General features: G+C 70.7%; 26 protein-coding genes. 13 read left to right on the top strand and 13 right to left on the bottom strand.

The features are described 5' to 3' along the window. Positions 1-5 precede the first annotated feature (5 nt). The gene (locus ACFOYY_RS28145; protein ID WP_352009966.1) at positions 6-1,325 is read right to left on the bottom strand and encodes a UDP-glucose dehydrogenase family protein; all 1,320 of its coding nucleotides are present in this window, start codon (positions 1,323-1,325) and stop codon (positions 6-8) included. Between the two features lie 152 nt (positions 1,326-1,477). Here ACFOYY_RS28145 and ACFOYY_RS28140 point away from each other — a divergent pair, with 152 nt between their 5' ends. From ACFOYY_RS28140 to ACFOYY_RS28125, 4 genes are all read left to right on the top strand, one after another. Then, complete coding sequence (locus ACFOYY_RS28140; RefSeq protein WP_362772661.1) at positions 1,478-2,641, top strand: acyl-CoA dehydrogenase family protein; 1,164 nt, start codon at positions 1,478-1,480, stop codon at positions 2,639-2,641. Between the two features lie 309 nt (positions 2,642-2,950). Next, positions 2,951-3,310, top strand: a complete 360-nt coding sequence (locus tag ACFOYY_RS28135) for a 5-carboxymethyl-2-hydroxymuconate Delta-isomerase (protein ID WP_386193540.1) — start codon at positions 2,951-2,953, stop codon at positions 3,308-3,310. Positions 3,311-3,443: 133 nt separating this feature from the next. Then, positions 3,444-3,968, top strand: coding sequence for a hypothetical protein (locus tag ACFOYY_RS28130; RefSeq protein ID WP_386193537.1), 525 nt, complete (start codon positions 3,444-3,446; stop codon positions 3,966-3,968). Next, on the top strand, positions 3,965-4,261 hold the full coding sequence (locus ACFOYY_RS28125; RefSeq protein ID WP_386193535.1) for a hypothetical protein: 297 nt from the start codon (positions 3,965-3,967) through the stop codon (positions 4,259-4,261). Before ACFOYY_RS28130 ends, ACFOYY_RS28125 begins: the two co-directional genes overlap by 4 nt. A gap of 152 nt (positions 4,262-4,413) precedes the next feature. Here ACFOYY_RS28125 and ACFOYY_RS28120 read toward each other — a convergent pair whose 3' ends face one another. After that, the gene (locus ACFOYY_RS28120; protein WP_386193532.1) at positions 4,414-6,486 is read right to left on the bottom strand and encodes a hypothetical protein; all 2,073 of its coding nucleotides are present in this window, start codon (positions 6,484-6,486) and stop codon (positions 4,414-4,416) included. Positions 6,487-6,626: 140 nt separating this feature from the next. Next, a complete protein-coding gene (locus ACFOYY_RS28115; RefSeq protein WP_352009960.1) occupies positions 6,627-6,971 on the bottom strand; it encodes a hypothetical protein in 345 nt (114 codons plus the stop codon). A gap of 437 nt (positions 6,972-7,408) precedes the next feature. Here ACFOYY_RS28115 and ACFOYY_RS28110 point away from each other — a divergent pair, with 437 nt between their 5' ends. Next, positions 7,409-8,236 (top strand): hypothetical protein, encoded by an 828-nt coding sequence (locus ACFOYY_RS28110; RefSeq protein WP_386193528.1) that lies wholly within the window; start codon positions 7,409-7,411, stop codon positions 8,234-8,236. A 43-nt stretch (positions 8,237-8,279) separates the two neighbouring features. Here the strand turns inward: ACFOYY_RS28110 and ACFOYY_RS28105 are convergent, their stop codons facing one another. Then, positions 8,280-8,522: a putative quinol monooxygenase gene (locus ACFOYY_RS28105; protein WP_386193526.1), complete on the bottom strand. Its 243-nt coding sequence runs from the start codon at positions 8,520-8,522 to the stop codon at positions 8,280-8,282. 76 nt (positions 8,523-8,598) lie between these two features. Next, positions 8,599-9,063 (bottom strand): GlcG/HbpS family heme-binding protein, encoded by a 465-nt coding sequence (locus ACFOYY_RS28100; protein WP_386193523.1) that lies wholly within the window; start codon positions 9,061-9,063, stop codon positions 8,599-8,601. A gap of 177 nt (positions 9,064-9,240) precedes the next feature. Between ACFOYY_RS28100 and ACFOYY_RS28095 the strand changes: the two genes are divergently transcribed. Next, positions 9,241-10,452, top strand: a complete 1,212-nt coding sequence (locus tag ACFOYY_RS28095; protein WP_352009956.1) for a multidrug effflux MFS transporter — start codon at positions 9,241-9,243, stop codon at positions 10,450-10,452. Here ACFOYY_RS28095 and ACFOYY_RS28090 read toward each other — a convergent pair. The 6 genes from ACFOYY_RS28090 to ACFOYY_RS28065 form a co-directional block, all read right to left on the bottom strand. Next, positions 10,397-11,311: a glycerophosphodiester phosphodiesterase gene (locus ACFOYY_RS28090; protein ID WP_386193520.1), complete on the bottom strand. Its 915-nt coding sequence runs from the start codon at positions 11,309-11,311 to the stop codon at positions 10,397-10,399. The genes ACFOYY_RS28095 and ACFOYY_RS28090 overlap by 56 nt on opposite strands. Positions 11,312-11,479: 168 nt before the next feature. Further along, a complete protein-coding gene (locus tag ACFOYY_RS28085; protein ID WP_386193517.1) occupies positions 11,480-12,055 on the bottom strand; it encodes a hypothetical protein in 576 nt (191 codons plus the stop codon). Between the two features lie 111 nt (positions 12,056-12,166). Beyond that, on the bottom strand, positions 12,167-13,012 hold the full coding sequence (locus tag ACFOYY_RS28080) for a response regulator (protein ID WP_386193514.1): 846 nt from the start codon (positions 13,010-13,012) through the stop codon (positions 12,167-12,169). Then, on the bottom strand, positions 13,009-14,154 hold the full coding sequence (locus tag ACFOYY_RS28075) for an ATP-binding protein (RefSeq protein WP_352009952.1): 1,146 nt from the start codon (positions 14,152-14,154) through the stop codon (positions 13,009-13,011). The genes ACFOYY_RS28080 and ACFOYY_RS28075 overlap by 4 nt, the downstream gene beginning before the upstream one ends. A gap of 109 nt (positions 14,155-14,263) precedes the next feature. Then, the gene (locus ACFOYY_RS28070; protein ID WP_352009951.1) at positions 14,264-14,608 is read right to left on the bottom strand and encodes an STAS domain-containing protein; all 345 of its coding nucleotides are present in this window, start codon (positions 14,606-14,608) and stop codon (positions 14,264-14,266) included. Positions 14,609-14,653: 45 nt separating this feature from the next. Then, positions 14,654-16,195 (bottom strand): LCP family glycopolymer transferase, encoded by a 1,542-nt coding sequence (locus ACFOYY_RS28065; RefSeq protein ID WP_386193510.1) that lies wholly within the window; start codon positions 16,193-16,195, stop codon positions 14,654-14,656. A gap of 64 nt (positions 16,196-16,259) precedes the next feature. Between ACFOYY_RS28065 and ACFOYY_RS28060 the strand changes: the two genes are divergently transcribed. Next, positions 16,260-17,285, top strand: a complete 1,026-nt coding sequence (locus ACFOYY_RS28060) for a glycosyltransferase family 2 protein (protein ID WP_352010173.1) — start codon at positions 16,260-16,262, stop codon at positions 17,283-17,285. 35 nt (positions 17,286-17,320) lie between these two features. Here ACFOYY_RS28060 and ACFOYY_RS28055 read toward each other — a convergent pair whose 3' ends face one another. Then, entirely contained in the window at positions 17,321-18,670 is a 1,350-nt protein-coding gene (locus ACFOYY_RS28055) for an SDR family oxidoreductase (RefSeq protein ID WP_386193506.1), read from the bottom strand. 155 nt (positions 18,671-18,825) lie between these two features. Between ACFOYY_RS28055 and ACFOYY_RS28050 the strand changes: the two genes are divergently transcribed. From ACFOYY_RS28050 to ACFOYY_RS28025, 6 genes are all read left to right on the top strand, one after another. Next, positions 18,826-20,463, top strand: a complete 1,638-nt coding sequence (locus tag ACFOYY_RS28050) for a CDP-alcohol phosphatidyltransferase family protein (protein WP_386193504.1) — start codon at positions 18,826-18,828, stop codon at positions 20,461-20,463. Between the two features lie 10 nt (positions 20,464-20,473). After that, entirely contained in the window at positions 20,474-21,097 is a 624-nt protein-coding gene (locus tag ACFOYY_RS28045; protein ID WP_386193501.1) for a DUF5941 domain-containing protein, read from the top strand. Between the two features lie 103 nt (positions 21,098-21,200). Beyond that, positions 21,201-21,935: a phosphocholine cytidylyltransferase family protein gene (locus tag ACFOYY_RS28040; protein WP_352009946.1), complete on the top strand. Its 735-nt coding sequence runs from the start codon at positions 21,201-21,203 to the stop codon at positions 21,933-21,935. A gap of 5 nt (positions 21,936-21,940) precedes the next feature. Beyond that, the gene (locus ACFOYY_RS28035; RefSeq protein WP_352010172.1) at positions 21,941-22,981 is read left to right on the top strand and encodes an iron-containing alcohol dehydrogenase family protein; all 1,041 of its coding nucleotides are present in this window, start codon (positions 21,941-21,943) and stop codon (positions 22,979-22,981) included. After that, positions 22,959-23,726 (top strand): CDP-alcohol phosphatidyltransferase family protein, encoded by a 768-nt coding sequence (locus ACFOYY_RS28030; protein ID WP_352009945.1) that lies wholly within the window; start codon positions 22,959-22,961, stop codon positions 23,724-23,726. The genes ACFOYY_RS28035 and ACFOYY_RS28030 overlap by 23 nt, the downstream gene beginning before the upstream one ends. Before the next feature lie 196 nt (positions 23,727-23,922). Then, entirely contained in the window at positions 23,923-24,804 is an 882-nt protein-coding gene (locus tag ACFOYY_RS28025) for a glycosyltransferase family 2 protein (RefSeq protein ID WP_352009944.1), read from the top strand. A 108-nt stretch (positions 24,805-24,912) separates the two neighbouring features. Here the strand turns inward: ACFOYY_RS28025 and ACFOYY_RS28020 are convergent, their stop codons facing one another. Continuing rightward, positions 24,913-25,827, bottom strand: coding sequence for a TIGR03620 family F420-dependent LLM class oxidoreductase (locus ACFOYY_RS28020; protein ID WP_386193496.1), 915 nt, complete (start codon positions 25,825-25,827; stop codon positions 24,913-24,915). Between the last annotated feature and the right edge of the window lie 405 nt (positions 25,828-26,232).

Below are 26,232 nucleotides of genomic sequence, written 5' to 3'. Positions count from 1 at the left end.
GTGTGTCAGGGGCGCCCCAGGGCGCGGTAGTGCCAGCCGGCCTCGCGCCAGACCTCGGCGTCAAGGGCGTTACGGCCGTCGACGATCTTGCGCCTGGCGACCACGGAGCCCAGGGCCTCGGGGTCGAGGTCGATGAACTCCTGCCACTCGGTCAGCAGCAGCACGACATGGGCGTCGCGGGCGGCGTCGAGGGCGGATTCGCCGTAGGCGAGCTGGGGATGTGCCCGGCGGGCGTTCTCCTGGGCCGCCGGGTCGTAGACGGTGACCTGGCCGCCCTGCCGGCTGATCGTGACGGCGACGTCGAGGGCGGGCGAGTCGCGGATGTCGTCGGAGTTCGGCTTGAACGCGGCGCCGAGGACGGTCACCGTACACCCGTGGAAGGAGCCGCCGGTCAGCTCGCGGGCCAGGTCGACCATACGGGCGCGGCGGCGCATGTTGATCGCGTCGACCTCGCGCAGGAAGGTCAGCGCCTGGTCGGCGCCGAGCTCTCCGGCGCGGGCCATGAAGGCGCGGATGTCCTTGGGCAGGCAGCCGCCGCCGAAGCCCAGGCCGGGGTTGAGGAACTTGCCGCCGATGCGGTCGTCGAAGGACAGTGCCAGCGACAGCTGCTTGACGTCGGCGTGGGCGGCCTCGCAGACCTCGGCCATCGCGTTGACGAAGGAGATCTTGGTCGCGAGGAAGGCGTTGGCGGCGACCTTGACCAGCTCGGCGGTGGGGTAGTCGGTGATCACCAGGGGGGTCTGGCGTTCGAGCATGGCGGCGTAGACCTCGCGCATGACCTTCTCGGCCTTCTCCGAGGCGACGCCGAGCACGATCCGGTCGGGATACAGCGTGTCCTTCACGGCGAAGCCCTCGCGCAGGAACTCCGGGTTCCAGGCCAGCTCGGCGCCGGAGCCGATGGGGGCGAGCCGTGCGAGCTTCTCTGACAGGCGTTGCGCGGTGCCGACCGGGACCGTCGACTTGCCGACCACCAGGCACTCACGTTCCAGGAACGGTGCCAGCGACTCGACCGCGGCGTCCAGATGGGAGACGTCCGCGCCATACTCTCCGGGCTTCTGCGGGGTGCCCAGGCACAGGAAGTGCACATCCCCGAAGGCCGCGGCCTCCTCGTAGGAGGTGGTGAAGCGCAGCCGTCCGTTGGCGAGATTGCGCCGGAGGATCTCCTGAAGGCCGGGTTCGTAGATAGGCAGGTCCCCGGCCTGCAGGCGGGCGATCTTCTCCGCATCCACGTCGACGCCGAGGACTTCGAAGCCCAGCTCCGCCATGCATGCCGACGTCGTCGCACCCAGGTATCCGGTTCCCACCATCGTCAGGCGGTAGGCCACTGGTGTTCCTTTCGGTTTCTGCCCGATTCTGTGCCGTCAGAGTAGCGGCATCCACTTGTCTGTACTCTCACGCCACCTGCACAAACATCCAGCTGCACTGATCTACCACCCTGGAGCGGTCCATATTTTGTTGGACGTCCTAGTATTTCTCCATGAGCTTCCCTCTCTACGAGCTGCCCGAAGAGCACCAGATGCTCCGGGAGACCGTCCGTGCCCTGGCCGACGAGAAGATCGCTCCGCGGGCCGCCGAAGCCGACGAGACAGGAGAGTTCCCCTGGGACGTCTACAAGGCACTCGTCGCGGCCGACCTGCACGCCGTACACGTCCCGGAGGAGTACGGCGGTGCCGGGGCGGACGCGCTCGCGGCCGTCGTCGTCATCGAGGAGGTGGCGCGGGCGTGCGCCTCGTCCTCGCTGATCCCCGCGGTCAACAAGCTGGGCACCGTCCCGCTGCTGCTGTCGGCCTCCGAGGAACTCAAGCAGCGTTACCTGCCGCCGGTCGCGCGGGGCGAGGCGATGTTCTCCTACGCCCTGTCCGAGGCGGAGGCGGGCAGCGACGCCGCGGCGATGAAGACCCGAGCCGTGGCCGACGGCGACCACTACGTGCTCAACGGCGCGAAGATGTGGATCACCAACGCCGGGGTCTCCGAGTACTACACGGTGATGGCCGTGACCGAGCCGGGCGTGGGCGCCAAGGGCATCTCCGCCTTCGTCGTGGAGAAGTCGGACGAGGGCGTCAGCTTCGGGGCCAAGGAGCGCAAGCTCGGCATCCGGGCCTCCCCGACCCGTCAGGTCATCCTTGAGGACGTCCGCATCCCGGCCTCCCGCATGATCGGCGCCCCGGGCACCGGCTTCAAGACCGCGCTGGCCACCCTGGACCACACCCGCGTCACGATCGCCGCCCAGGCGCTCGGCATCGCCCAGGGGGCGCTGGACTACGCGATCGGCTACGTCAAGGAGCGCAAGCAGTTCGGCAGGCCCGTCGCCGACTTCCAGGGACTCCAGTTCATGATCGCTGACATGGCGATGAAGCTGGAGGCGGCCAGGCAGCTCACCTACGCCGCCGCCGCCAAGTCCGAACTGGCCATGCACGGCAAGCCGCAGAAGGACCTCACCTTCATCTCCAGCGCCGCCAAGTGCGCCGCCTCCGACGCGGCCATGGAGATCACCACCGACGCGGTCCAGCTCCTCGGCGGGTACGGCTACACCAGCGACTACCCGGTGGAGCGCATGATGCGCGACGCCAAGATCACCCAGATCTACGAGGGCACCAACCAGATCCAGCGCCTGGTCATGGCCAGGCAACTGCTGAAGTAGGTCGCTGAGAACCGTCCGCCGGTCTTCGTGGCCTCCATGAGGCTCTGTTCCGTCCCCGTTCCGTGAGACGCGGTGCGGGGACGGAACGGGGAGCGCCCCGTGTCTCACGGAGCGGGGGTCGTCACGATGGACAAGGTCACCGGAACGGTCGTCCCGGGGGGTCCGAGGAATCCGGCCTCTCCAGATGTTCCGGGGTGTGGGTGCACGAGACTCTGTCCGGCCGGTACCGAACCTTCATTCTTCGACATGCGGTCTTCGGACCGGGAAACCGGCTTGGTCATGGTGCGGGCGGCTTCAACAATGAGTGGCATGCCACAGATCGTTGTCGAGTACTCCGCATCCCTCGCTGAGGCGTTCGACCGGCGCGGATTCGCGTCGGTACTTCATCCGGCCGCGGCCGAGTTGATCGGCAGTGCCCTGCCGGATTTCAAAACACGCTTTCGTTCGATCGCCGAAGCGGTCATCGGTGGCGGCGCCGCCACCGAGGCGATGGTCCACGTAGATCTGGCGATCCTGCCCGGGCGCGATCCGGAGGTCAAAGCTCGTCTGGGAGATCTGACCCTTGCGACGCTGTGCGACCACCTCAGGCCCGGGACGGGACTGAACACCCAGGTCACCGTCGAGGTCCGGGACATTGAGAGCTACCACAAACAGGTCCTGACACGATAACCGCTGATGGAATCCGGTCATATCGTGGAGGGCTTTTTTTGGAAGTCTCCGAACCCTGTTGAAGATCGGTGACCACAGCTGTGAACTCCTCACAGAACGATCTTTCTGGGTGTTGTGGCGGTACGGTGTGCCGATGGGAGACGTCTACGAACTCGTGCTTTCGGCGGACATTCGCGCTGACGTGACCGACGACGAGCTCGCCGAGCTGCGGTGGCATGTGGGGGAGGGGCCACGGCCTGAGCGGCTGCCGATCGGCTCCGACAGATACGTGGAAACCTATCCGCTCGGTGATCCCGATGACCCCGATTGCGAATGGGAGAACGGGGAGGCGGAGCCCGTGTTCGCGCAGCGGGGCGCTGCCCGGCGGGTGGGGGGCGCGCTCGTCGCCGAGTTGGTCGCGCGAGAGCGATCGGACGGCTGGGCGCTGACGGTACGCCAGGAACTCCATCCCGACGACTTCTACCGGCTCCGGACATTGCTGGACTGGCTTGGCCGGTGTTCGGTTGACGCACATGCCGGTGGCGCCGGATTCTTCGTCGGTTACCTGCGCTTCCACGAGAGCGTTGAGATCGCGCCACTTGTCCTGTCGAACGGGCGGATTCACGTGCCGGAGGACATCGAAACGCACACCCCGTACTGGGAGGACACCGGGTTGTGACCGGCCAGGCCCGTGACACGTCGGAGGAGAAGAAACGGACATGGCGCTACCGGCAGATGTTCGTTCTGGGCGCCGCATTGCTGCTCACAACCGGAGACCATATGACCGACCGCGACGATCCGGGGAAGGCGAGACAATCGGTGGTCACACCGGCAGGGAAGGACGACACGTCGAACGCTAAGGTCATCGACAAGGACCAGCTCGTCGAGATTGACGAGAACAGCCCGCTTTGGCCGCTGTTCGAGGGGCTTCCTTACGGCGATTCCACCGCCACGGATTCCAAGAAGGAATGACCGCCGGTCTCCGGAGAAATCATCGAACGATCATGTTCCGGGTGACTGTGACCGAGGGGTTTTCACGGTTCGGAGCAGGTGCCTGATCGCTTTCCTGAAGCAGGCGGCTTTCGAACCGGCCATCGCCGCATGAAGGGCGGCCTTTGACGACCTCATCTGAATTCAGGGCCGCGGCTCCGCTGGTGGAAGAGCCCCAGGGCGATCGCGAGGAGGGCGCAGGCCGCGGCCGTCGTGGTCAGCACGGGCCAGGGGAGGGTGCCTCCTGCTGTGATGGAGACGAGGAACAGGCCGTGCCAGGCGGTGATGACGATCACCAGGGCGGTCATGGCGAGCAGGGGGACCGTCAGGTGCCACCAGGCGGCCGGCCCGGAGGCGTCGCGGTCTTCGGCGAAGCCGATCCAGGCGGCCTGGAGCAGCGCGAACACTCCCACGAGGCCGAGCAGTGTCAGCCACGTCTCCAGCCCGGTCCGCCGGACCGCCCCGTCGATCCAGCCACCGCCCGGGGCCGTGGTCTCCAGCACGGGCAGCGTCGCGTAGGCCGCGCGGGCGACCCGTGGGTACTGCCCCCTGGTGTCGCTGACGACCACGACCAGGTTCCTGGTCCGTTCGGTACGGCCCCGGCCGACCTGGCCGGTCAGCGTCCGGATGCCGTACCAGCTCCGGAGCTCCTTCAGCCTGTCGTCCTCGTGGTTCCCGGGGACCAGCGCGCCGGCGCACGGCAGTTTCAGCATCCGGAGCGTCCGGCACGGCCCGACGAGCGTCGCGAGCCTGCCGTCCTCACCGATCGTCAGCACCGCGAGCGCCGACGTGCGGGGAAGGGCCCAGGAGAACCTCTCCAAGTCCGGGTGCCCCGCCGTACGCACGACCAGGAGGGTGTCGCCGATGCGCCGCTCCGTCGTCAGGGCCGCTCTCGCCGTGTCTCCGATCCGTCCCTCCCAGATCTGGATGAGGGTCAGGACCCCCAGCAGGACGACCAACGCCGTGAACAGGCGCACGAACGGGGCGGGCCGCGCCGCGAGCCGCAGTCCGCCGGTGAGGAGTCCGGGGCGCCCCGAGTCCGCGCCGCGCCTGGCGAGTTCGCGGCCCCCGGACACGGTGAGCGCGGTGGCCGCCGAGGGCAGCAGGGCCCACATGCCGGCCGTGCCCACGGCGAAGGCGATCAGTTTCCCGGCCGGAGGGAAGTACTGGCTGAGGGCGACGGTCCCGGCCGCGAGAGCACATGCCACGAGGCGCCGTTTCGGAACGGAGTACGGCGGGGCGCCGGGACCCCTTTCCGCCTCTCGGTCTCCTTTCTGTGCCGTCTCGTGGTCCGCCTCCACCTTGGAGGTCTTTTGCTCCGTCCGGCGCGGGGCGGCCACGAGGACGAGCCCGGTGGTGAGGCTCGTGAGGATCGCCGCGCAGCCGAGAGGCCAGGCGGCGCGGACGTCGGCGGAGTTCAGCACGTAGCCGGTGGCCGGCACGGGCAGGTCGACGCACGCGGCCAGGACGAGCACGAGACCTCCCGCCACGCTGCCGATCACGAGCGGCGGAACCTCCTCGCCGAGCCCCGTCAACGCCCGGCGCCACCGTGGTCCGGCCCGCTCGCTCCGACGCGATCGGGTCCGCGGGCGCCACCGTGGTCCGGTACGGTTCCCGGTTCGCGGGGCGCGTCGGGCGGCGACCGTCATGAGCGCCAGGGCGGGCACCAGCGTGAACGTCCCGAGCGCGAGCAGCACCTCGGACAGGTCACGCTGGTCCAGCGTCTCGACCAGCGGGAAGGGCCGTCCGAACCCGGTGATCGGCAACCATGATTCGCGTTCCACCGCGTTCGGGGAAGTGGGCGGGCGAACGTAGGCGAGCCGCTCCGAGGGTGACAGGAGCCCCTCCGGCCCGATGAGCCCGCCGAAGCGCCCGTAGCGGGTCCGGACCTCCTCCGTGGCCCCGCGTCTCAGCAGTTCCGGGGAGAGCATCGCCTCTCCCGGCGCGGGCCACCGGGTCAGCCCGGGAGGCGGCGGCGCCGAGGCGTCCAGCGGTTCCACGAACACCACGCTGTGCTGCAGGCCCCCCACCGCGTCGAATCTCGACGCCCACCAGGCGACGGCGTCCCGTGCCGTCTCGGCGATGACCGGGCCGCGCGCCCGGTCCCTGGCCGCGCGCCCCTCGTACGTCGCGACCGCGAGAACCATGGCCGACATGACCACGGCCAGCACGCACGAGGCGGCCAGAAGCGCCCACCGGCCCGTCACGGGACCGGACCCCAGGTCTCCGGGGCTCGTACGGCTCCGCGGTACGCCATGGGAACGCACTTGCCTCCCGCCGTCGGTTCCGGGTGTCAGGACGAAGGCCGGGTCGACGGTGCCGGCCCGGCCAGGTGATGGACTTCGGGTCAGGGGGAGACCCAGGGCCCGACGTCGTCGGGGGCGTGGTTGTTCTCGTCGATGGCGCGAAGCTTGATGATCTTCGAGCCGCTCCCGGAGTAGACGGTTCTTCTGTAGCCGCTGTGGTTCCAGAGGGTCCGCTTGGTCCCCGGGCTGCTCTGCCGGTAGTACTCGGCCTTGACCGGGTCACCGTCGTCGCTGTTGTCCTTGACCGCGATCTTCCCCGGGTTGCCCTGCGCGGGCGCCCAGGCGTGGGCGCCGCCGCCGTAGGAGCTGACCGCGACCGCGTTGGCGGTCGGAATCACGAGTCCGGCTGTGAGCACCGCCCCCGCGACCCATCTGATCTTCACCATAATGCCTCCCGTAGCGCCGTTCTGGTTTTGGAACCACTCGAACTTGATTTGGAGAGTGGTCAATTAAAGAGAGCGGCTGTAATAACAGTATGTTTTTGCCGCGCTTCGTCAAGGCGGTGTGTGTTGTGAATCGGGTGGGCATTGAATTGTGTCCTGGCCGGTCAGAATGGCGCAGTGGTTGTGTCGTCGTGTATTTGTCTGCTTATTTCCATATAAAAGGGGATGTGGAAGAAGGCGGCGGACCCGGCCGGAGGGTGTTTCCCGTTCCGTGGAATACCGGCCCTGGTCGCCGGTCGGCTGATCGGCCGAGGCGTTTCACGGTGACGGGCACGGGCGGGGCCGTCGGGGAGAGCGCGTGGTCGGTCTCGGGGTGGCGACTCGCTAGGGTGGGGCCTTCGATCTTGACCCCCTTCGATCTTGACCCCGGGAAGAGCCGCATGTTACGTCGTCATCGTTTCGGTGTTCCCGCCCTGCTCGTCATGGGCGTCTACCTCGTCGCGGTGGTGGTCGCCGCCGGGGCCGCGTGGGTCACCGGTGATCTCGGTGTGCTGTGGTGGCTGACGGTGTTCACCGAGGCGGGCGCGGGCGCGGCGGTGACGTGGCCGAACGTGATCGTCCTGGTCCTGGCCGGAGCGCTGTGGGCCTGGGCGCTGTGGCAGTGTCTTCGCGGGCCGCTGGCGGGGCCGTCGCCCACCCTGGACCGGGACGAACGGCGGCTGAGGGCGGCGTTGTACGCGTCCGCGGCGACCTGGTTGCTCTACTTCGCCGTGCCGTCGTGGCCCTGGTGGGTGACGGTGCTCGACTCCCTGCTGATGGTGGTGGTCGTGCTGCTGTTCCGGCCGGTGCTGACACGCGGCGTGAAGGGCGCCGACCGCACGGGGGCCGTGGGCGTCCTGGCGTACGGGGGCGTCGCCGTCTCCGAGGTGCTCGCCCTCCTCGGCAGGGACACGCCCGGTCAGCTGAACCTGATCTGCGCCCTGGCGACCCTGGTCTGGACGGTGCTGGTGCTGCGGGCGCAGTGGATGGACGGCCGCTGGCGGACGGCCACCGTCCGGTACGGCATCGCCTCCCTGCTGCTGCCCGTTCTCTGGCCGCTGGCCGGGCTGCTCGTGGGAGGGGAGGCCGTCCGCGACGCCCTGACGGTCGTCGACGCACTGGGCATGGTCTGGCTGATCCGTTCCGCCCATGACCTGGCCGACCCTCGGCCGTCGGCCGACTCCACGCCCCTGCCGGTCGCGGCGGAGGGCTCATCACCTCACCGGTGAACCCGGGAGGTGTGGGCGGATCTCCTCGGCGCCGGGAAACGGCTCAGGCCGTCGTCCCGCTCTCCCGCAGGTTGAGGAAGTCGACCTCGAAGGAGACCGACAGGTCGTCACAGCGGGCCGTGAAACGCTTGACGTGCTCAAGCTCGCGGTGCGCCTCGAAGGCGGCGCGGTCACGGTACGGCTCGTGGAAGATCCGCCGGAGCGGCCGCCCCTCGACCGTGTGCGTGGTGTAGATCAGCGTGTCGGGTTCGCTCTCCCGGACCTTCGCCACGGTCCGGGCGGTCAACCGGTCGAACCGTCGGCGCCCGCCTGGTCCTCGCACGTGAAACGCACCATCGATCCGAACACGGGTCTCTCCCGCGTCAGCGGGTGGGGAAGGCGATCACACCTGCCTCGGCGCACAGGACATCCTGGGCGGGGGTGGCGCCGCTCACGCCTATGGCGCCGACGGGATCGCCGTCGTGTTCGAGGAGGAGACCACCGGCCAGGGTGGTCGGGCGGAAGGGCAACTGGTCGCCCGCCAGGTCGAACACCTCGGGGTAGTTCTCCCTGAGCCCGGCCAGGTCGGCGCTGTCGCGGCGGAAGGCGGCGGCCGTACGGGCCTTGCAACGGGCGACCTCGGGGGTGAACCAGGTGGCGCCGTCACCGCGGACGACGAGGACGTCCCGGCCGAGGGCGTCGACCACCGCGACGCTGACCCGCAGGTCCTCCTGGGCGGCGCGGGCCAGCGCGGCCTCGGCCATCGCGCGTGCCTCGTCCAGTCTCAGTTCCCGTGCCACGACATGTCCCTCCCGCGTCGAGTCGTACGGTCCCACTATGTAGGACATCACAGCAAAAGTCGTATACGACCGGACCCGGTGGGAATCAGGGAAATCGGCGTCGTGATACTGGTTCTGACCCGAGCGCCCCGCCGGCTCCCGCACGGACCGGAACCCCGCGAGAAGGAGATCCATGAACGTCGGCACCCCCGGCCAGGACGGACGGCACCAGGACGGGCGGACGCGATGACGGTCGCCGCACGGCCCGCCGCGCTGTCCGGGCTCCGGCGGGTACGGGTGCTGGTCACGCTCGGCGCCCTCTCGGCCTTCGGCCCGCTGTCGATGGACCTCTACCTGCCGGTCCTGCCCGAGCTCGGCAGGGCACTGCGGACCACCGACGCCCTGGCCCAGATGACCATGTCGATGTGCATGGTCGGGCTGGCGCTCGGCCAGCTCCTGGCCGGTCCCATCAGCGACCGGATCGGACGCCGCCGCCCGCTCCTGCTGGGGGTCGCGACGTACGCGGTGGCGTCGGTGCTGTGCGCGCTCGCCCCCGGGATCTGGTCGCTGATCGGCTTCCGCCTGGTCCAGGGACTGGCCGGGGCGGCCGGGCTGGTCATCGCCAGGGCGATGGTCCGCGACCTGTTCGACGGCGACGAGGCGGCGAAGGTGTTCTCGCTGCTCATGCTGGTCGGCGGCCTGGCGCCGGTGGTCGCCCCGCTCGCCGGTGGCCAGCTCGCCCGCTTCACCGACTGGCGGGGCATGTTCGTCGCGCTCGCCGTCATCGGTGTGCTGCTGTTCCTGGCCGGGCTCACCCTGCCGGAGACGCTGGAGAAGCAGGCGCGGCACACCGGCGGGCTGCGCGAGACGGGACGGCAGTTCACGGTGCTCGTGCGCGACCGGGTCTTCGTCGGCTACGCGATGCTGCTGGCGCTGGCGGGCTGCTCGCTCTTCCTCTACATCACGCTCAGCCCGTTCGTGCTGCAGGAGGGCTACGGGGTGACCGCGCAGACCTTCTCGGCGATCTTCGCGGTCAACTCCGTCGGCATCGTCCTCGGCGGCAACGTCAACGGTCTCCTGGTCGGCCGGTACGGCGCCCGCCGGATGCTGGGCTCGGGACTCGTCGTCGGTCTGGTCGGGGCGGTGGCCGCCCTCGCCGGGGTGCTGGCGGGCTGGGGCCTCTACGGCCTGCTGCCCGGCCTGTTCCTGGCGGTCGCGAGTGTCGGCATGTCCACGCCGAACGCCAACGCGCTGGCCATGACGCCGCACGGCGAACGGGCCGGGACGGCCTCGGCGATGCTGGGCGTGCTGCAGTTCCTGCTCGGCGCCGTGGTGCCGCCGCTGGTCTCCCTGGCGGGCGCAAGCGCGCTGTCCATGACGCTGGCGATCTGCGTGACCTCCGTCACGACGCTGGCCGTGCTGTTCGCGACGCTCCGGGCGCGGCCCCACGCCGCCTGAGCTGGGGTACGGCCCGGCGCTGGGCGCGGGAGACCACCTCGCGCAGCACGTCGGGCCGGTTGGTGATGACGCCGTCGACCCCCTGGGAGATCACCCGGCGCATGGCCTCCCGGTCGTCGACGGTCCAGGTGAACACCTCCATGCGGTGGTCGTGGACGTTCCTGACGTAGCCGGGGGTGAGATCGCCGTACGTCGGATTGATCTGACGGGCGAACCTGGACAGATCGTCGAGCCGGGAGGCCGGGGGCGTGCCGAGCAGGCCGATCGGGACCTGGGGCATGATCCGGTGGAACGTCCGCATCGAGTCCCAGTCGAACGACTGCACGACGAGCCGTCCCGGGGCCAGCCAGGCCGGATGGCGGCGGAGCTCGTCGGCGACGCGCTCCTCGACGCCCGGATACAGGCTGGGCGCCTTGATCTCAAGCAACAGGCCGAGGCCGCTGCCGTCCATCGCGCGCAGCGCCTCACCCAGGGTGGGCACCCGCTCGTCCCGGTACTTCGCGGCGAACCACGAGCCCGCGTCCAGCCTGCGGATCTCCGCCAGCGTGAAGTCCCCGACCCGCCACGGCGACCGGCCGGGGAAGATCCGCTCGACGTCGGTGGTGCGGTTCAGGGTGGTGTCGTGCACCACGACGAGTTCGTGGTCCCTGCTCTCCTGGACGTCGAGCTCGAACAGGTCGGCGCGCTGCTCACGCGCCAGTTCGAAGGCCGTGACGGTGTTCTCCGGCGCGTACGCCGACGCCCCGCGATGGGCGACGACGCTCACCGGCCGTACGGCGGCAGCGGCGGGGGCGGCGGGGGTGGCCGTCAGCGCCGCCACGAGTGCGGTCGTGACGAAGAGGCCGAGTCGTCGGAACATGGGTCTCCTCGGGTCGGAGGGATGACCTACGATTCCAAGCTGACTGAGGCCTGTGACAACGAGTTGAGGAACAAGTAACCCGGCGATGCCGGGCAGGTGAGCAGACGCGACGGCGGTTTACCCGGACCCGGGCGGATCTTCCCCTCGGGGAGGGGAAGATCGCCGGTCTCAGCGGCGGCCGGACAGGTTCGCGGTGTAGGTGGAGTAGCCACAGGGGTAGCCCCCGAAGCCACGTATCGAGATCCGTCCGGAGACGGTGCCGTCGTTGCGGAAGGTGTAGGAGGCGCCGCCCTCCGTCGGGAAGTAGACGCAGCTGGTGAGGGTGCCGGTCGCGGTGAAGTTGTTCGAGCCCGAGGCGCTGATCCGGCTGTCGGGGGAGACGGTCGCGGTGTTCCCGCTGGTCCTGACATAGGCCATGTCGAGGGCCGCGGTGCCGCCGAAACAGGCCGAGTTGCTGCCGTACCAGATGGCGCCGACCTGCGGGACTCCGGCGGGGAAGCCCGACTTCAGGCAGACGTCGACCGGGTTGGTCCCGTTCGTGGTGACCCGGGTGACGGTGCTGCGCAGGACGAGCGTGGCCGAACGCCGGAAACTCCTGCCGCTGACGGTGCCCGAGATGACGACGCTGTAACTGACGGCCGTGCTCGACCGGCCGGTGGCCGTGCCCGCGTGGGCGGTCGTGGGGAGTGTCGCGGCGATCAGTGCGGCACCGGCGAGGGTGGACGTGATGACGCGTGTGCGCATGGTGTGCTCCTGACGGAAAGGGCGGACCCCCAAGGGGATTTTGGGATGGCCGCTCCTTGGGCCGCCATCCCCAAACATGGGGATGCCACCGGGGGAGGGGGGACGGGAGGATCAGCACAGGCGCAGCTCCATCGCCCAGCGCAGCGCCGCGGCACGGGGGGAGAGATCCTTCTCCCCGGGGTGGGAGGCCAGGTACTTCCGTTTGGCCGCCTCCAGGTGGTCGGCGACGGTACCCGGCCTGATCCCCAGCTCCCTGGCGGTCTCCTTCAGACCCAGGCCCCGGCAGCCGACGACGGCGACCACGTCCAGCTCACGGGGGGAGAGGCGGTTGATCCTGCGGCGGCGGGCCGTCAGGGCGAACGCCCCCGCGAGCGCGGCCTCAAGCTCTGCCTCACCGGTCCCCGAGACGGTCTCCGAGACGGGCCCCGAGACGTTTCCCGAGAGGTTTCCCAAGGCGGCGAGGACCTCCTCGTGGCCGTCGCCCTCGGCCAGCGCGCGCAACGCCGTACGCTGCCTGGCCGACAGGTCGCCCGCGCCCAGCGGGCGGGCCGCCGCGTCGTCGAGCAGGAGGGCGGCCAGCAGCGGGGAGACGTGGTGACGGCCCGCGCTGACCAGGCCGACGGCGTGGACGTACTCCGCGTGGGTGGTGAAGCGCTTCTCCACGTATCCCCAGGCCCCGGCGGCGACCACGTCGAGCACCTGGGCACGGCCCGCGACCCCGGAGGTGGCCAGCACCCGCCAGCCCCTTGAGGTCAGGTGGGCGACGGCCTCCGCGCCCGAACGGCCCTCGGGAAGCGAGTGGTCACAGACGGCGACGTCCCCCGGGCCGCCCTCAGGCAGGGACTCCACGGCGGTCACCGGTTCGAGCACCGTGTGCCCGGCGCGGCGCAGGGCGTCGGCCAGCGGGTAGGACACGATCGGATGGTCGTCGACGATCCCGACCCGTGCCCGGCTCACCCCCGGTCCCCGGGCCAGCGCAGGACGACCTTGGCGCCGCCGCCAGGGGGGCACTCGATCGTCCAGCTCCCGCCGTGCCGTTCGACGGCGGCGAAGCTGCGCGACATCCCGCCGCCCCGCCGTACGGGGCTCTCGGGCAGGCCGCGGCCCCGGTCGCGCACGACGACGGTCACACCGTCGTCGTGCGCCTCGGCGTACAGGTGCACGCCGTCCGGGTTGCCCGCGTGCCTGGCCACGTTGTTCAGCGCCTCACGGGCGGCGGAGGCGAGCGCCGCGCCGACCTCGGGGGGAGGGTCGTGGTGGACGCGCAGCACGTGGGTGAGCTCAAGTCCCAGGTCGGCGGCGCTCTCGGCCACCTCGGCCATCAGGTCGGCGAACGCCGTCGCGTGCTCGTCGGTGATGAACCGCCTGGCCCGCTGGGCGGCCCTGCGGGCGGCACGGGCGGTCGGCGGATCGAGGGACGGGCTGCCCGCGACCCGTTCGACGATCGGCAGCAGGTCGTCGTGGATGGCCCGGTGCGCCGACTCGCGCTGGCGCGCCGTCTCCTGGCGGCGTTTGTACTCGGCGATGAGCTCCTGGCGTTCCTCGGCCAGTCGCTGCGCCAGCACCGTCTGGCCCGCCAGGTCACGCAGCTCCCTGCCGATCAGTACCGCGATCAGGAACCACAGCGTGAAGCCCAGCAGGTCGGACAGCAGCTTCTGGGTGAGGTTGGGATAGATGGAGGCGGTCCACGCCACGGCCAGTACGGCCACCGCCGCCACGGCCCTGCGGCTCCAGCCGAACCCGAAGCCCAGCACCGCCGAGGTGGCAAGGCAGAAGGGCAGCAGGGCCGTCAGGACGACGTTGCGTTCGTGGGGGAGAGCGGCGCGTGAGCCGATCGTCATCACGACCAGGCTCACCAGGACGTCGGCCCAGACGAGCGGCGGGTCGTGCAGGGTGCCGTGCCAGGCCCTGGCCGTGAACCACACGGCCTCGACGGCGGCCAGGAGCGCCACGCAGGCCGCCGCCCAGGGAAGGGCGAGCCGGTCCCACGAGACCAGCGGGACGAGCAGGAACGCCGTGGTGCCCGCCCTGGCGTAGACGATCATCCTGGCCATGCGCCGTTCGGTGGCGGCCTGGACGTCGTGCCGTAGCAAATCCACGTCTAGGCGACGTGCCTGGGCCCTCGGCCGGGTTACCGCGTGCCCTGATCGTTACCCCCGCGCGGGCGCGCGCCCTGTTGTACGTGACCCCCGCGCGGGCGCGCGGGGGTCAGGCGACGGACAGAGCCTCCCGCAGGCTGCCCCGGGTCTCGATGTACCTGTCGAGATTGGTCATGGTCAGCAGGCGGGCGACCATGCCGGGCCGTACGACCAGGATGAGGCGGCCCTGGGCGTCCCTGGCACGGGTGAGCGCGCCGACCAGGACACCGAGGCCGACCGAGTCGCAGAACGAGATCTCGGTCAGATCGAGCACCAGGCAGGGATGTTCGACCATGCCGAGGGCACGGCCGATCTCCGTGTCGAGACGCGGCGCGACCGACATGTCCAGTTCCCCCGCGGCGTGGACCACGACACAGGGACCCCTGCGCCATCTGCGGACCTCAAGAACCGTCATGGCCATCACCTCCTCACCGGGTCCCTGCCCCGGGAGGAGCCGGACTCACTTCCTGCAGATGTTCTCGGTCGCGGTCTTCGCCTCGGGAAGCGTGCTCGCCGAGGGGCTCGGGGTCGGAGCCGGGGTCGCCGAGGGGGCCGTGACGGTGACCTTCCTGGCTCCCGGGTACTTCTGGCCGACGACCACCTCGATCCGGTCGCCGAGGTCGTCGACCACGCGCACCTCGGCCCCCGGCAGCGCGGCGGCCAGGGTGCGCGCGGAGTCCTCGCGGCCGGGGCCGTACCGGATGAGGGTCTTGTCGTGGTCACGCTCGCGGGTGTCCCCGGCGGGCTGCGGCACCCGGAACCCGGCCTTGATCAGGTCGTTCCTGGTGCGCGCGCCCAGGCCCCTGATCAGGGTTCCGTTGAGCACCTTGACGGCGATCCGCGACGGCGGCACGGTCAGCGGGGTCGCCGACGGCTTCGCGGACGGCTTCGCAGAAGGGGTTACGGAAGGTTTCACGGAGGGGGTCGCCGAGGGGCTGTTCGTGGGCTTGGCGGGCTTGGTGAGCGGGTCGTCCGCGGCGATCCTGCGGAACATCTCGGCCGCGGCCTCCTTGTCCCACAGCACGGCCGACTCACCGGTCGGCGTCTTGTAGTCGACGTCGGCGAGCGGGACCGTCGCGAAGGAGACGTCGTCGGTCGAGACGTTCTTGAGCTGTTCGGCCAGGCCGAGCAGGTCCCTGCGGAGCGCGTCGTCGACACTGAGCGTGCCGAGGGTGCTGTTGACGAACGCGCTGAGCCTGACGGGATTGGCCAGCGTGCCGCCGCTCAGCGCCCGCTGCAGCAGGGCCGAGATGACCTGCTGCTGCCGGTCGATGCGGTCCAGGTCGGAGCGGGCGGTGGCCCGGGTCCGGGCGTAGGACAGGGCCTTGGCGCCGTCGAGGGAGTAGTTGCCCGCCTGGAGCTGCAGCCCGGTCTTCGGGTCGTCGATGGCCACGGGGGTGCAGACGTCCACGCCGCCCAGGGAGTCGACGACCTGGATGAAGCCCAGCACGTTGACCTCGACGTAGTGGTTGATGGTCAGCCCGGTGACGTTCTGCACCGTCCGTACGGCCAGCTTGGGCCCGCCGAGCTGGTAGGCCGCGTTGATCTTGCGCATGCCCTGGCCGGGGATCGTCGTCCAGGTGTCACGGGGCAGGCTCACCACGGTGACGCGGGTGTGGTCCTCCGACAGGTGCAGGACCATCATGGTGTCGGTGCGCTGCCCGCTCTCCCGGCCGAGCTTGAGCTCGTTCTGCTGCTTGCGGGTGAGGTTGTCGCGCTTGTCCACGCCGACGACCAGGATGTTCATCGCGCCGGTGGCCTGCGAGCCGGGCACCCCCGCGTCGACCGACTTGATCTGGCTGCCCACGTAGTTGGTGAACGCCCAGGTCGTCCCGGAACCGCCGAGGACCAGGCAGGAGAGCGCGCCGGCCAGGATGAGGCCGCGCCGCCGTGACCGGGCACCCCGGGCGGGCCTGCGCTCACGCCGGGGGGCGACTCGGACCTTGCCGTAGGCGTCGCCGCCCACCCGCACCCCCGAGTCCTCTTCTCCCGACTCGCGCATGCGTGGCCCCCTAGGCTTGCTGGGTCGATGAGGTACCCGTCCGTACAGTAGCGTGAGCGACGCCATGAAGCAGTTCCCCGACTCGCCCGCGCCGGCGTCGTCTCCCGAGACACGTGTCTGGCCGCCCATCTCCATCGTCATCCCGGTGCTGAACGAGGAGCGCCATCTGCGGGAGGCGGTGCGCCAGGTCCTGTCGCAGCGTTACGACGGCCCGATCGAGGTCGTGCTCGCGATCGGGCCCTCGAAGGACCGCACCCAGGAGGTCGCGGACGCGATCGCCGCGGAGGACCCCCGGGTGGTCGTGGTCCCCAACCCGACGGGCCGCACGCCCAACGCCCTCAACGCCGCCATCGCCGCCTCGCGCAACGCCATCGTCGCCCGGGTCGACGGCCACGCCATGCTGCCCGAGGACTACCTCAAGGTCGCGGTCGAGACCCTTGAGGAGACCGGGGCCGACAACGTCGGCGGTGTCATGGCGGCCGAGGGCGTCACGCCCTTCGAACAGGCGGTCGCCCGCGCCATGACCTCCAAGATCGGCGTCGGCGGGGCCAGGTTCCACACCGGCGGAACCGCCGGGCCCGCGGACACGGTCTATCTCGGGGTGTTCCGCAGGGAGGCGCTCGAACGCGTCGGCGGCTACGACGAGCACTTCCAGCGGGCGCAGGACTGGGAGATGAACCACCGCATCCGCGAGACGGGCGGCCTGGTGTGGTTCCAGCCCAGGATGCGCGTGTCCTACCGGCCGAGGCCGAACGTCAAGGCGCTGGCCAAGCAGTACTTCCACTACGGCCGCTGGCGCAGGGTGGTCGCCCGCACCCACGAGGGCACGATCAACCTGCGCTACCTGGCGCCGCCCGCCGCGGTGCTGGCCATCATCCTGGGGCTGGTCGTCTCGCCGTTCTTCTGGCCCGGCCTGCTGCTGCCCGGTGGCTACCTCGCGGCGATCCTCGCCGGGTCCGCGCTCACCGGGAGCGGACTGCCGACCTCCGCCCTGCTCAGACTGCCGCTGGTCTACATGACCATGCACATGTCGTGGGGGTGGGGCTTCCTGACGAGCCCGCGCAGCCTGGTCAAGCCCGCCAAGGGCTGAGGTTCCCGGCGGGCCGTACGGCTCGCCCCGGAGTCTCAGCGGGCCGTACGGCTCACCCCGGAGACGAGGACGTCGACCACCGTGCGGGCGAGGTCCGCACGCGACGGCTCGGGCGCCGGTGCCGTCAGGGGTCCCGCCGGTTCTGGGGCCAGGCAGCTGACGCGCACGCCCTCGGCCGCCCACTCCACGGCCAGCGCCCGGGTCAGGGCGACCACCGAGGCCCGCGCGGCCGACCGCAGGGCGTGCCCCGCCCCGGGGTACGGCACGGCGGAGTGGAACAGCAGGTGACCCCGTCGCTCACGCAGGTGGGGCAGGGCGGCGTCGGCGACGACGACGGGACCGAGCTGGGCGGCGCCGGTCCTGCCCAGGTCACCGGCGGCCGGCGCCTCGACCACGCCGACGACGTGGTCGATCCCGCCGCTCTCCTTGGCCACGCGTGCCAGGGCCTCCTCGACGGAGCGCGGGTCGCTCACCAGCGTCCAGGGGAAGGAGAACACCGCGGCGCCGTGCCGTCCGGCCAGCTCGGCCACCGCCGCGCCCACCCCGTCCCCTTCGCCTTCGCTCTCGCCTTCGCCGAAGACCACCACGGTTCCGCCGTTCAGCGCCGCGCCGTACGCGGCGGGCGGCTGCTCCGGCACCCGCTCGGCGGCGAGCTGGAACAGCCGCTCGGCGATGAACACGTCGACCGGGTGGGTGACCTTCATGTTGCGCTCACTGCCGGGCACGACGTGGATCGGCACGTCGGGCAGGTAGCGCAGCACGACGCCGCAGTCGTCGGTCGGCGGCCGGTCGGCGAAGCCGGGATCGGCGAACGCCCGCTCGTAGGCCTCGCGGATCACCGGCAGGCGGAAGCACTGCGGGGTCTGCACGCGCCGCAGCGCCGCCCGGTCCGGGACCTCACGGACGACCTCCCCGTCCGGTCCCCGCCCGACGACCACGATCGTGTCGGAGGTGGGGATCGCGACCTCGACGGCCCGGTGGGTCCGCAGCGCCTCGACGCACTCGGTGATGACGCGCGGTTCGAGCAGCGGCCGTACGGCGTCGTGCAGCAGCACGTCGCACTCGCGCTCTTCGTGCTCTTCAAGGGCCCGCAGCGCCCGCCAGGTGGTCTCGGTACGGCTGGCGCCGCCCTCAAGGACCCGGCTGACCTTCGTGAACCCCCCCGCCGCGACGACGCGCTCCACGTCCTCGGTGAAGCCGGGCGTCATCAGCACGAGGATCTCGTCGATCTCCGGGGCGTCCTGGAACACGGTCAGCGTGTGCTCGATGATCGACCTGCCCGCGATCTCGACGAGCTGTTTGGGGGTGTCGAGCCCGACCCGCCTGCCGACCCCGCCGGCCAGGAGAACCCCGACGGTGTGCGGGCGTGGTTCAAGAACGGTCAAGGTCTGACTCCTCCAACGGTCTGGATACGGCGAGCGTAACGGTTGACCGTCCGATCCCGGCCCGCGGTCCCGTGCTATGCGGTCAAGATCTCGCTACCCTGAGTGCGCACTCCCCGATTCGTACGGCGAAGCCGTCGGATACGAAGGAGCTCTTCTTGCCCGATCCCGATGCCTCCCTCCCCGCGGAGGGCCTCCCCCCAGACATTCCATCCGACGGCTCCACACCCGTTCCCGCCGCCCGGACGGCCACCGTCGTGCTCGCCACGACGGACGCCGCGGGACTGCGCGGGCAGGGCGGCACTCTGCTCGACCGGCTGACCGCCCAGCTCTCCGGGCTGCCCACCGGGGACGTGCACGTGGTCACCCGCTCAGGCGACGTCATCCGCGCGCCCGGCGGCGCCTACATGATCGGCTCGGAGGGGTCCGGCGGCCTGGCGGACGACCTGCGCAGGGTCGCGGGCGTCGCCCGTACGGCCACGGGACCGGTCGCGGTGCTCGCCGGGAACCTGGTGGCCCACACCGAGGCGCTGGCGCTGCTGCTCGAACGCCCGGGACGCGACACCGGCGCCCTGGTCACCAGGGGGGACGGAACCCCGCCGGTCAGGATCGACAGGGGGCTGGTCTCCGCGGCGGGGACCTCCCTCCACGACGTGGAGGGCCCGAACGGCGCCTTCCACGGTGCCTTCCAGGTGGGCGCCGACGACGTGCGGACCCTGGCGGCGACCGCGGAGACGCTGGCCGACCTGGCGGAGGCCGGTGGCCTCGGCACGACGGACGGCGCGGAGGCGGGCGAACTGCTGCTGTCCGGCCTGCTGCGCTCCGGTGTCGCGGTGCGGGCCGTCGGGCTCGGACGGCTGCGCTGCGACCGGGTGACGACGCAGGAGGAGGCGAACGCGGCCCTGCGGCGGCTGAGCGAGGTGGACGAGTCCGAGGCCCGGCTGGACGCGGCGATCAAGAGCGACGACGGCTTCTTCGCCACCTTCTTCGTCAGCTCGTGGTCCGGACACGTGGTCAGGGTCGCGGCGCTGCTGGGCCTGCGGCCGAACGCGGTCACCGGTGTCTCGGTCGGCCTGGCCGTACTGGCCGCCGTCTGGTTCTCCGCGGGCACCCGTCCCGCGCTGGTGACCGGGGCCGTGCTGGTCTACCTGTCGTTCGTGCTCGACTGCGTCGACGGCCAGCTCGCCCGCTACACCCGGCTGTTCTCCCCGCTCGGCGCCTGGCTCGACGCCACCTTCGACCGGGTCAAGGAGTACGTCGTCTATCTGGGACTCGCCCTCGGCTACCAGGGGGAGGGCATCTGGCCGCTGACCGTGGGGGCGCTGATCCTGCAGACGCTGCGGCACACGGTCGACTTCTCCTACGTGGGCGCCAGGGCGGACGCCGAGCGGGCGGGCCACGCCTGGGCGGGGGCCGCGGGTTCGCCGGCCGCCAGGAGCGACGTGGCCGTGGCCGCCGAGGGGCCCCGGCGGCGGGGGCGCGATCCGTACGGACCGGTCGCGACGCCCGCCGAGCCGCCGGTGCCTCCAGCGCCCCCGGCGTCTCAGGTGCCTCAGGAGCCGCCCGCACGGCGGGGCAACGCGGTCGTACGGCTCTCGCACCGCCTGGAGCAGGACTCCCTCACCCGCTGGCTGAAGAAGATCATCGTGCTGCCGATCGGGGAGCGGATGGCGTTGATCGCGGTGACCGCGGCGCTCTTCGACGCGCGGGTGACGTTCCTCGCGCTGCTGGGGTGGGGCTGCGTCGCCATGCTCTACACGCTTTCCGGCCGGGTCGCCAGGTCGATGAGCAGGTGAGAGGGGAGCCATGGTCACCGTTCACATGACGCCGGTGCCGCGCGGCAACGTGGTCGCCTACCGCGACGACGGGGTGCTGTCGCGGGGGATGGGCGCGCTGGTCGTCGGGCAGTTGCCGCCGCTGCCGCCCGTGCTGGTCGGCACGTTCGTGACCGGGGTGCTGCTGCTGGTCGGGGTCGCGGGCACCGACGGGCTGGCCGTCCTGGCCCCCGCCGTCGCGCTGCTGCTGGCGGGCCCCGGCAGCTCGCACCCGCACGACGGCCGCCTCGACTGGCTGGTGCCGCCGATCCTGCGCCTGACCGAGTACGGCTTCGTGGCCTCGGTCGGGTTCGCCCACGACGTGCCGCCCTGGTTGATCTTCACCCTGCTCGGCGCGATGGCCTTCCACCACTATGATCTTGTCTATCGTCTGCGGCAACGCGTCTATCCGCCGCAGTGGCTGGCGACCTTCGGGCTCGGCTGGGACGGCCGGATGCTGCTGGTCGCGCTCGGCGGGCTGACCGGGCAGGTCACGCTGGTGTTCGCCCTGCTTGCGCTGTATCTGTGGGGTCTGTTCGGGTGGGAGAGCGTTACCTGCTGGCTGGCCGTACCCCGCTCGAAGGCGGGCTCGGCCGGCCTGGAGACGCTTGACTGAGAACACCCGGCAAACCTCCGATTACACGATCAAGGCCTGAAGGCAACTAACCTTTGGGACCAGGAGTGCCCGTCGAGGGGCTCACTTGGATGAGGAGTGCACGTTGCTGGGAATGGTGCTGGCCGCCGGGGCCGGACGACGCCTGCGGCCGTACACCGACACGCTGCCCAAGGCGCTCGTGCCGGTCGACGGTGATACCACGATCATGGACATCTCGCTGCGGAACCTCGCCGCGGCCGACCTCCGTGACGTCGTGGTCGTCGTCGGATACCAGGCGCAGGCCGTACACGAGCGCAAGGCCGAGCTGGAGCGGCGGCACGGCGTGAAGCTCACCCTCGTGCACAACGACAAGGCCGAGGAGTGGAACAACGCCTACTCCCTGTGGTGCGCCCGTGACCATTTCGACCAGGGTGTGCTCCTGGTCAACGGCGACACCGTGCACCCGGCCTCCGTCGAGGAGACGCTGCTTTCCGCGCCGGTGACCGGCGACATCCTGCTCGCGGTCGACAACGTCAAGAAGCTCGCCGACGAGGAGATGAAGGTCACCCTCGACGACGACGGTCACCTCAAGCTGATCACCAAGCTGATGGACCCGGCCGCCGCGGCCGGTGAGTACATCGGCGCGACGCTGATCCGTCCCGGTGCCGCGGAGCGGCTCGCCGACGCCCTCAGGGCCACCTTCGAGCGCGACCCGCAGCTGTACTACGAGGACGGCTATCAGGAGATGGTCACCCGCGGCGAGAAGATCGCCGTAGCCCCGATCGGGGACGTCCCGTGGGTCGAGGTGGACAACCACGACGACCTCGCGAGGGCCCGGGAGATCGCGTGCCGATACTAGCCAGGATGCTGCCCGCCCCGCTGACCATGGAGGTACGGCGGGGCGCGGTCGCCCAGCTCGGCACGCTGCTGGCCGACAGCAGGGTGGCGACCTCGGGGCGGGTCGCGGTGGCCGTCGGAGTGGGGCAGGGCGACCGGATCGCCTCGGTCATCGCCCCCTCACTCGGTGAGGCCCAGGTCTTCCGGGTGGCGAACGGCTCCGTCGACGCCGCGGTCTCGCTCGGCGCCGACCTGCGCAAGGGCGCCTACGAGGCGGTGGTCGGCATCGGCGGAGGCAAGACGATCGACGCGACCAAGTACGCCGCGTCGCTCGCCGGGATCCCCATGGTCGCGGTGGCGACCAACCTGTCGCACGACGGCATCTGCTCGCCGGTCGCGTCGCTGACCCACGACGGCGGCAAGGGCTCCTTCGGTGTGCCCATGCCGCTGGCCATCGTGGTCGATCTCGACTTCGTGCACGACGCGCCCGACTCCCTGGTCCGTTCCGGGGTCGGCGACGTGGTGAGCAACCTGTCGGCGATCGAGGACTGGCAGCTCGGCAACACCGAGCGGGGCGAGCCGATCGACGGTCTGGCCTGCGCGATGGCCCGCACCTCGGCCGAGGCGGTGATCGGCAGGAACGACTCCATCGAGTCCGACGCCTTCCTCACCGTGCTGGCCGAGGCGCTCATCATGTCGGGGATGGCGATGGTCATCGCCGGGTCATCCCGTCCTTCGAGCGGCGGAGACCATGAGATCCTGCATGCCGTGGATCAGCTTTTCCCCGGCACCTCGAACCACGGCGAACTCGCCGGAATCGGTGCCGCCTTCTGCTTCTTCCTCCGCGAGGACTCGCGGAGACTGACCCAGGTCGTCGAGTGCCTGCGCGGGCACGAGCTTCCGGTCACCCCCGGCGACGCCGGACTGACCGAGGAGCAGTTCACCGAGGCCGTCATGCTGGCGCCCTCGACGCGTCCGGGACGTTACACGATCCTGGAGCACCTGCGCCTGTCCGAGCCGGAGATTCGCGAGCGGGTGGGGGACTATGTCCGGGCCGTCGGTCGCTGAGTTCCGCGCGGTCGCCCAGCCGCAGTCGACCATGGGTCGCAACAGCGGCGAGCACTGGGCGGGCTCGCTGTACATGCGCAAGCTGTCGATCTACGTCACCTGGTTCCTCGCCAAGACGCCGATCACCCCCAACCAGACCACCTGGCTGATGATCCTTTCCGGACTGCTGGCGGGCGTGGTGCTCACGGTGCCGGGGTTCTGGGCCGCGGTGGGCGCGGCCCTGCTCATCCAGCTCTACCTGCTGCTCGACTGCTCCGACGGGGAACTGGCCCGGTGGACGGGCCGTACCTCGATCACCGGTGTCTACCTGGACCGGGTCGGGCACTACTTCGCCGAGGCCGCCCTGCTCATCGGTCTTGGCTTCAGGGCCTCGGAGGTCCTGCCCGACTGGTACACCGTGCTGGGCTTCGCCGCCGCGCTCGGCGCCATCCTGATCAAGGCCGAGACCGACCTGGTCGACGTGGCGCGTGCCCGCTCCGGGCTGATCGCGGCGACGGAGAGCTCGGCGGAGCAGTTCCGTTCGCGGGGCCTGGGCATGGCCCGCAGGGCCGCGGCGGCGCTGAAGTTCCACCGGCTCGTCCAGGCGGTCGAGCTGTCCCTCATCGTGGTGCTCGTGGCCCTGTGGGACGCCCTCAGCGGCGGTCTGGCCGCGACGCGGGTGCTCATGGTCGCCTGCGTGGTGGTCGCCGTGCTGCAGACCGCTCTGCACCTGGTGAGCATTCTGGCCTCCAGGCGGCTTTCGTGAGGAACCGGATGGCGTTTCGGTGCGTCGTAGGTGCGGACGTCCCACTGTTTGGTGGGTGTTCGCCGGAGGTTCCGATACGCTTATTTCCCGGTAAATCAGGAAGTTGTACTGAAGCCAGAATCGCCCCACCCAGCAGACTCGGTGATCATGAAAGTATGCCCCGCACGTGCTCTCGACGCGTCAAGGCGATGACGCGTTGAAGATCTCGTGCGTCATCCTCACCATGGGTAACCGGGTCCCTGAGCTGGCCCGGGCCGTCGAGTCGGCCGTCAACCAGGTCGACGGCGATGTCGAGATCGTCATCGTCGGCAACGGCGCGGACGTGCCCGAGCTGCCGGTCACCGTGCCCGCGGGATCGGCGGCCTCGATCAGGACCGTCCGGCTCAGCCACAACACCGGCATCCCGGCCGGTCGCAACCGCGGCGTCGAGGAGTGCTCCGGCGACGTCGTCCTCTTCCTGGACGACGACGGCTGGTACGGCGAGAGCAACGTCATCTCCCACCTTCGTGAGCGCTTCTCGACCGAGCCCGACCTGGCGGTCGTCTCCTTCCGCGTGATGGATCCCGAGGGCGGTGTCGGTCAGCGCCGTCACGTCCCGCGCCTGCGCGCGGGCGACCCCGAGCGGTCCTCACCGGTCACCACCTTCCTCGGTGGCGCCTGCGCCATCCGCCGGTCGGCCTTCCTCCAGGTCGGCGGCCTCCCCGAGCGTTTCTTCTACGCCCACGAGGAGACCGACCTGGCCTGGCGGCTGCTCGGCGAGGGCTACCGGATCGAGTACGACGCCCAGACGGTCATGTACCACCCGCAGGTCCCGCCGACCCGTCATGCGGACTTCTACCGCCTCAACGCCAGGAACCGCGTCTGGCTGGCCCGGCGCAACCTCCCCTGGCCGCTGGCGGCTTTCTACCTCCTCAACTGGATCGTTCTCACCCTGCTCAGAGAACGTTCCCGTCCGGCGCTGCGCGCCTGGTTCACCGGCTTCACCGAGGGGATGCGCGAGCCCGCGGGCGAGCGCCGTCCGATGGGCTGGAAGACCGCCTGGCGCATGCTCCGCCTGGGCCGTCCCCCGATCGTCTGAGCCGTCAGCCGGGCGCGGCGGCGTGCGGCTGACCGAGATCGTCTTCTCCTTGCCGAGGAGCGGTTCCACCGGTTTCGAACCGGTGGCCGCACGGGCGCGACCGGTCGGTCATATGCCTCGGGCGTGCGGATCCTGCGGGGCTGTCAGGAAAGGGGCGAGGCGTTCGAGTTGGTCGACGGCGGAGACCAGGTCGTCCGCCAGGGGATGCACGAGGACGTGGTCGGCGCCCGCCTCCAGGTGGGCGCCGAGCCTGCCGGCGACGGTCTTCTCGTCCCCCCAGCCCAGGATGGCGTCGATGAGCCGGTCACTGCGTTCACCCGCGAGGTCGTCGTCCCCGTAGCCCAGGCGCCTGAAGTTGACGGTGTAGGGGGTCTCGACGTCACGGAACCGGGCGGGGGTCAGGGCGCGCATCCGCGCCCTGGCGGAGACCGGGTCGGTGTCGAGGATGACCGCCTGGTGAGGGATCAGCAGTTTGCCGGGCCCCAGCCGCTCGCGCGCGATCGCGGTGTGCTCGACCGGCTGCATGAACGGGTGCGCTCCGTCGGCGTGGTCGGCGGCGAGCCGGTGCGCCCGGGGCCCCAGGGCGGCCAGCACGAGGGGATAGCCGATCTCCGGGAGCAGCGTCGTCGCCGCGGTCGCCATCGCCTCTAGATAGGCCTGTAGCTCTCCCAGCGGGCGGTCACCGCCGTGCCCGCCGAGACCGAGGACGAACCGCCCGGGGTAGGCCTCGGCGAGGGTGGCGGCGCCGCCGTGTGCGGCGAGGGGCTCGCGCATCCGGATGTTCGCCACCCCCGTTCCGACGACGATCCGGTCGGTCGCGGCCAGCATCACGGCGTGCTGGGTGAACACCTCACGTCCGGTGCCGAGGGAGGTCGCCGGGGGTTCGCCGCTCCACAGTGAGCCGTAGCCGAGCCGTTCGACGCGGGCGAACTGCTCACGTTGCACGCCGACGGGGGTCCTCAGCAGAGTGGGCGGGGCCAGCCAGACACCGAACCGGCCCAGCCTCAGACGTGTCTCTTCCACGGTCACGATCGCCTGCCTCCGGGGTATGGGAGGACTCCCCACTATTCGGAGATGCCCTCCGTTTTGTGTACACCACAATACGGAGGTTGCCTCCGTTTGGCAATCGACGCACGTCGTCGAGCGGCCTGCCACAAGGCGGCTGCTGTGTCGTGAGGAGAGGGAAGCCCTGTTCCAAGCGGCCGGGTTGCCCGGCCTCTCCCGAGGGCGGGTTGCCGGGGCCTTGTCCTGAGGAGGCCGGGTGGGGGCACCTTGCGCCATGGACGGGACCCGGGGCGACCGGAGGGGGTCGCGGTGGGGCGGACGGAGGGAGCCGTCGGCCTGGGCGCACCGGGCGGAAGGCACCGGGCGGAAGGCGCCGGGTGGGGCGCGTCGAGTGGGGGCGCCGGGCGGAGGGTGTACTCGCCC

Source organism: Streptosporangium jomthongense, from assembly GCF_042650425.1.
In the GTDB taxonomy this organism is placed as follows: Bacteria; Actinomycetota; Actinomycetes; order Streptosporangiales; family Streptosporangiaceae; genus Streptosporangium.
The sequence above is the reverse complement of the archived record's forward strand: the minus strand, read 5'-3'. Positions and strand labels throughout refer to the sequence as shown.

Coding starts and splice junctions, on each gene's coding strand:
- ACFOYY_RS28115 (WP_352009960.1), bottom strand. CDS start 6,971: ATGGTGAAGATCAGATGGGTCGCGGGGGCGGTGCTCACAGCCGGACTC.
- ACFOYY_RS28030 (WP_352009945.1), top strand. CDS start 22,959: ATGTCCGGGCCGTCGGTCGCTGAGTTCCGCGCGGTCGCCCAGCCGCAG.
- ACFOYY_RS28060 (WP_352010173.1), top strand. CDS start 16,260: ATGAAGCAGTTCCCCGACTCGCCCGCGCCGGCGTCGTCTCCCGAGACA.
- ACFOYY_RS28045 (WP_386193501.1), top strand. CDS start 20,474: ATGGTCACCGTTCACATGACGCCGGTGCCGCGCGGCAACGTGGTCGCC.
- ACFOYY_RS28065 (WP_386193510.1), bottom strand. CDS start 16,195: ATGCGCGAGTCGGGAGAAGAGGACTCGGGGGTGCGGGTGGGCGGCGAC.
- ACFOYY_RS28110 (WP_386193528.1), top strand. CDS start 7,409: ATGTTACGTCGTCATCGTTTCGGTGTTCCCGCCCTGCTCGTCATGGGC.
- ACFOYY_RS28095 (WP_352009956.1), top strand. CDS start 9,241: ATGACGGTCGCCGCACGGCCCGCCGCGCTGTCCGGGCTCCGGCGGGTA.
- ACFOYY_RS28085 (WP_386193517.1), bottom strand. CDS start 12,055: ATGCGCACACGCGTCATCACGTCCACCCTCGCCGGTGCCGCACTGATC.
- ACFOYY_RS28135 (WP_386193540.1), top strand. CDS start 2,951: ATGCCACAGATCGTTGTCGAGTACTCCGCATCCCTCGCTGAGGCGTTC.
- ACFOYY_RS28070 (WP_352009951.1), bottom strand. CDS start 14,608: ATGACGGTTCTTGAGGTCCGCAGATGGCGCAGGGGTCCCTGTGTCGTG.
- ACFOYY_RS28140 (WP_362772661.1), top strand. CDS start 1,478: ATGAGCTTCCCTCTCTACGAGCTGCCCGAAGAGCACCAGATGCTCCGG.
- ACFOYY_RS28100 (WP_386193523.1), bottom strand. CDS start 9,063: ATGTCCTACATAGTGGGACCGTACGACTCGACGCGGGAGGGACATGTC.
- ACFOYY_RS28035 (WP_352010172.1), top strand. CDS start 21,941: ATGCTGCCCGCCCCGCTGACCATGGAGGTACGGCGGGGCGCGGTCGCC.
- ACFOYY_RS28090 (WP_386193520.1), bottom strand. CDS start 11,311: ATGTTCCGACGACTCGGCCTCTTCGTCACGACCGCACTCGTGGCGGCG.
- ACFOYY_RS28130 (WP_386193537.1), top strand. CDS start 3,444: ATGGGAGACGTCTACGAACTCGTGCTTTCGGCGGACATTCGCGCTGAC.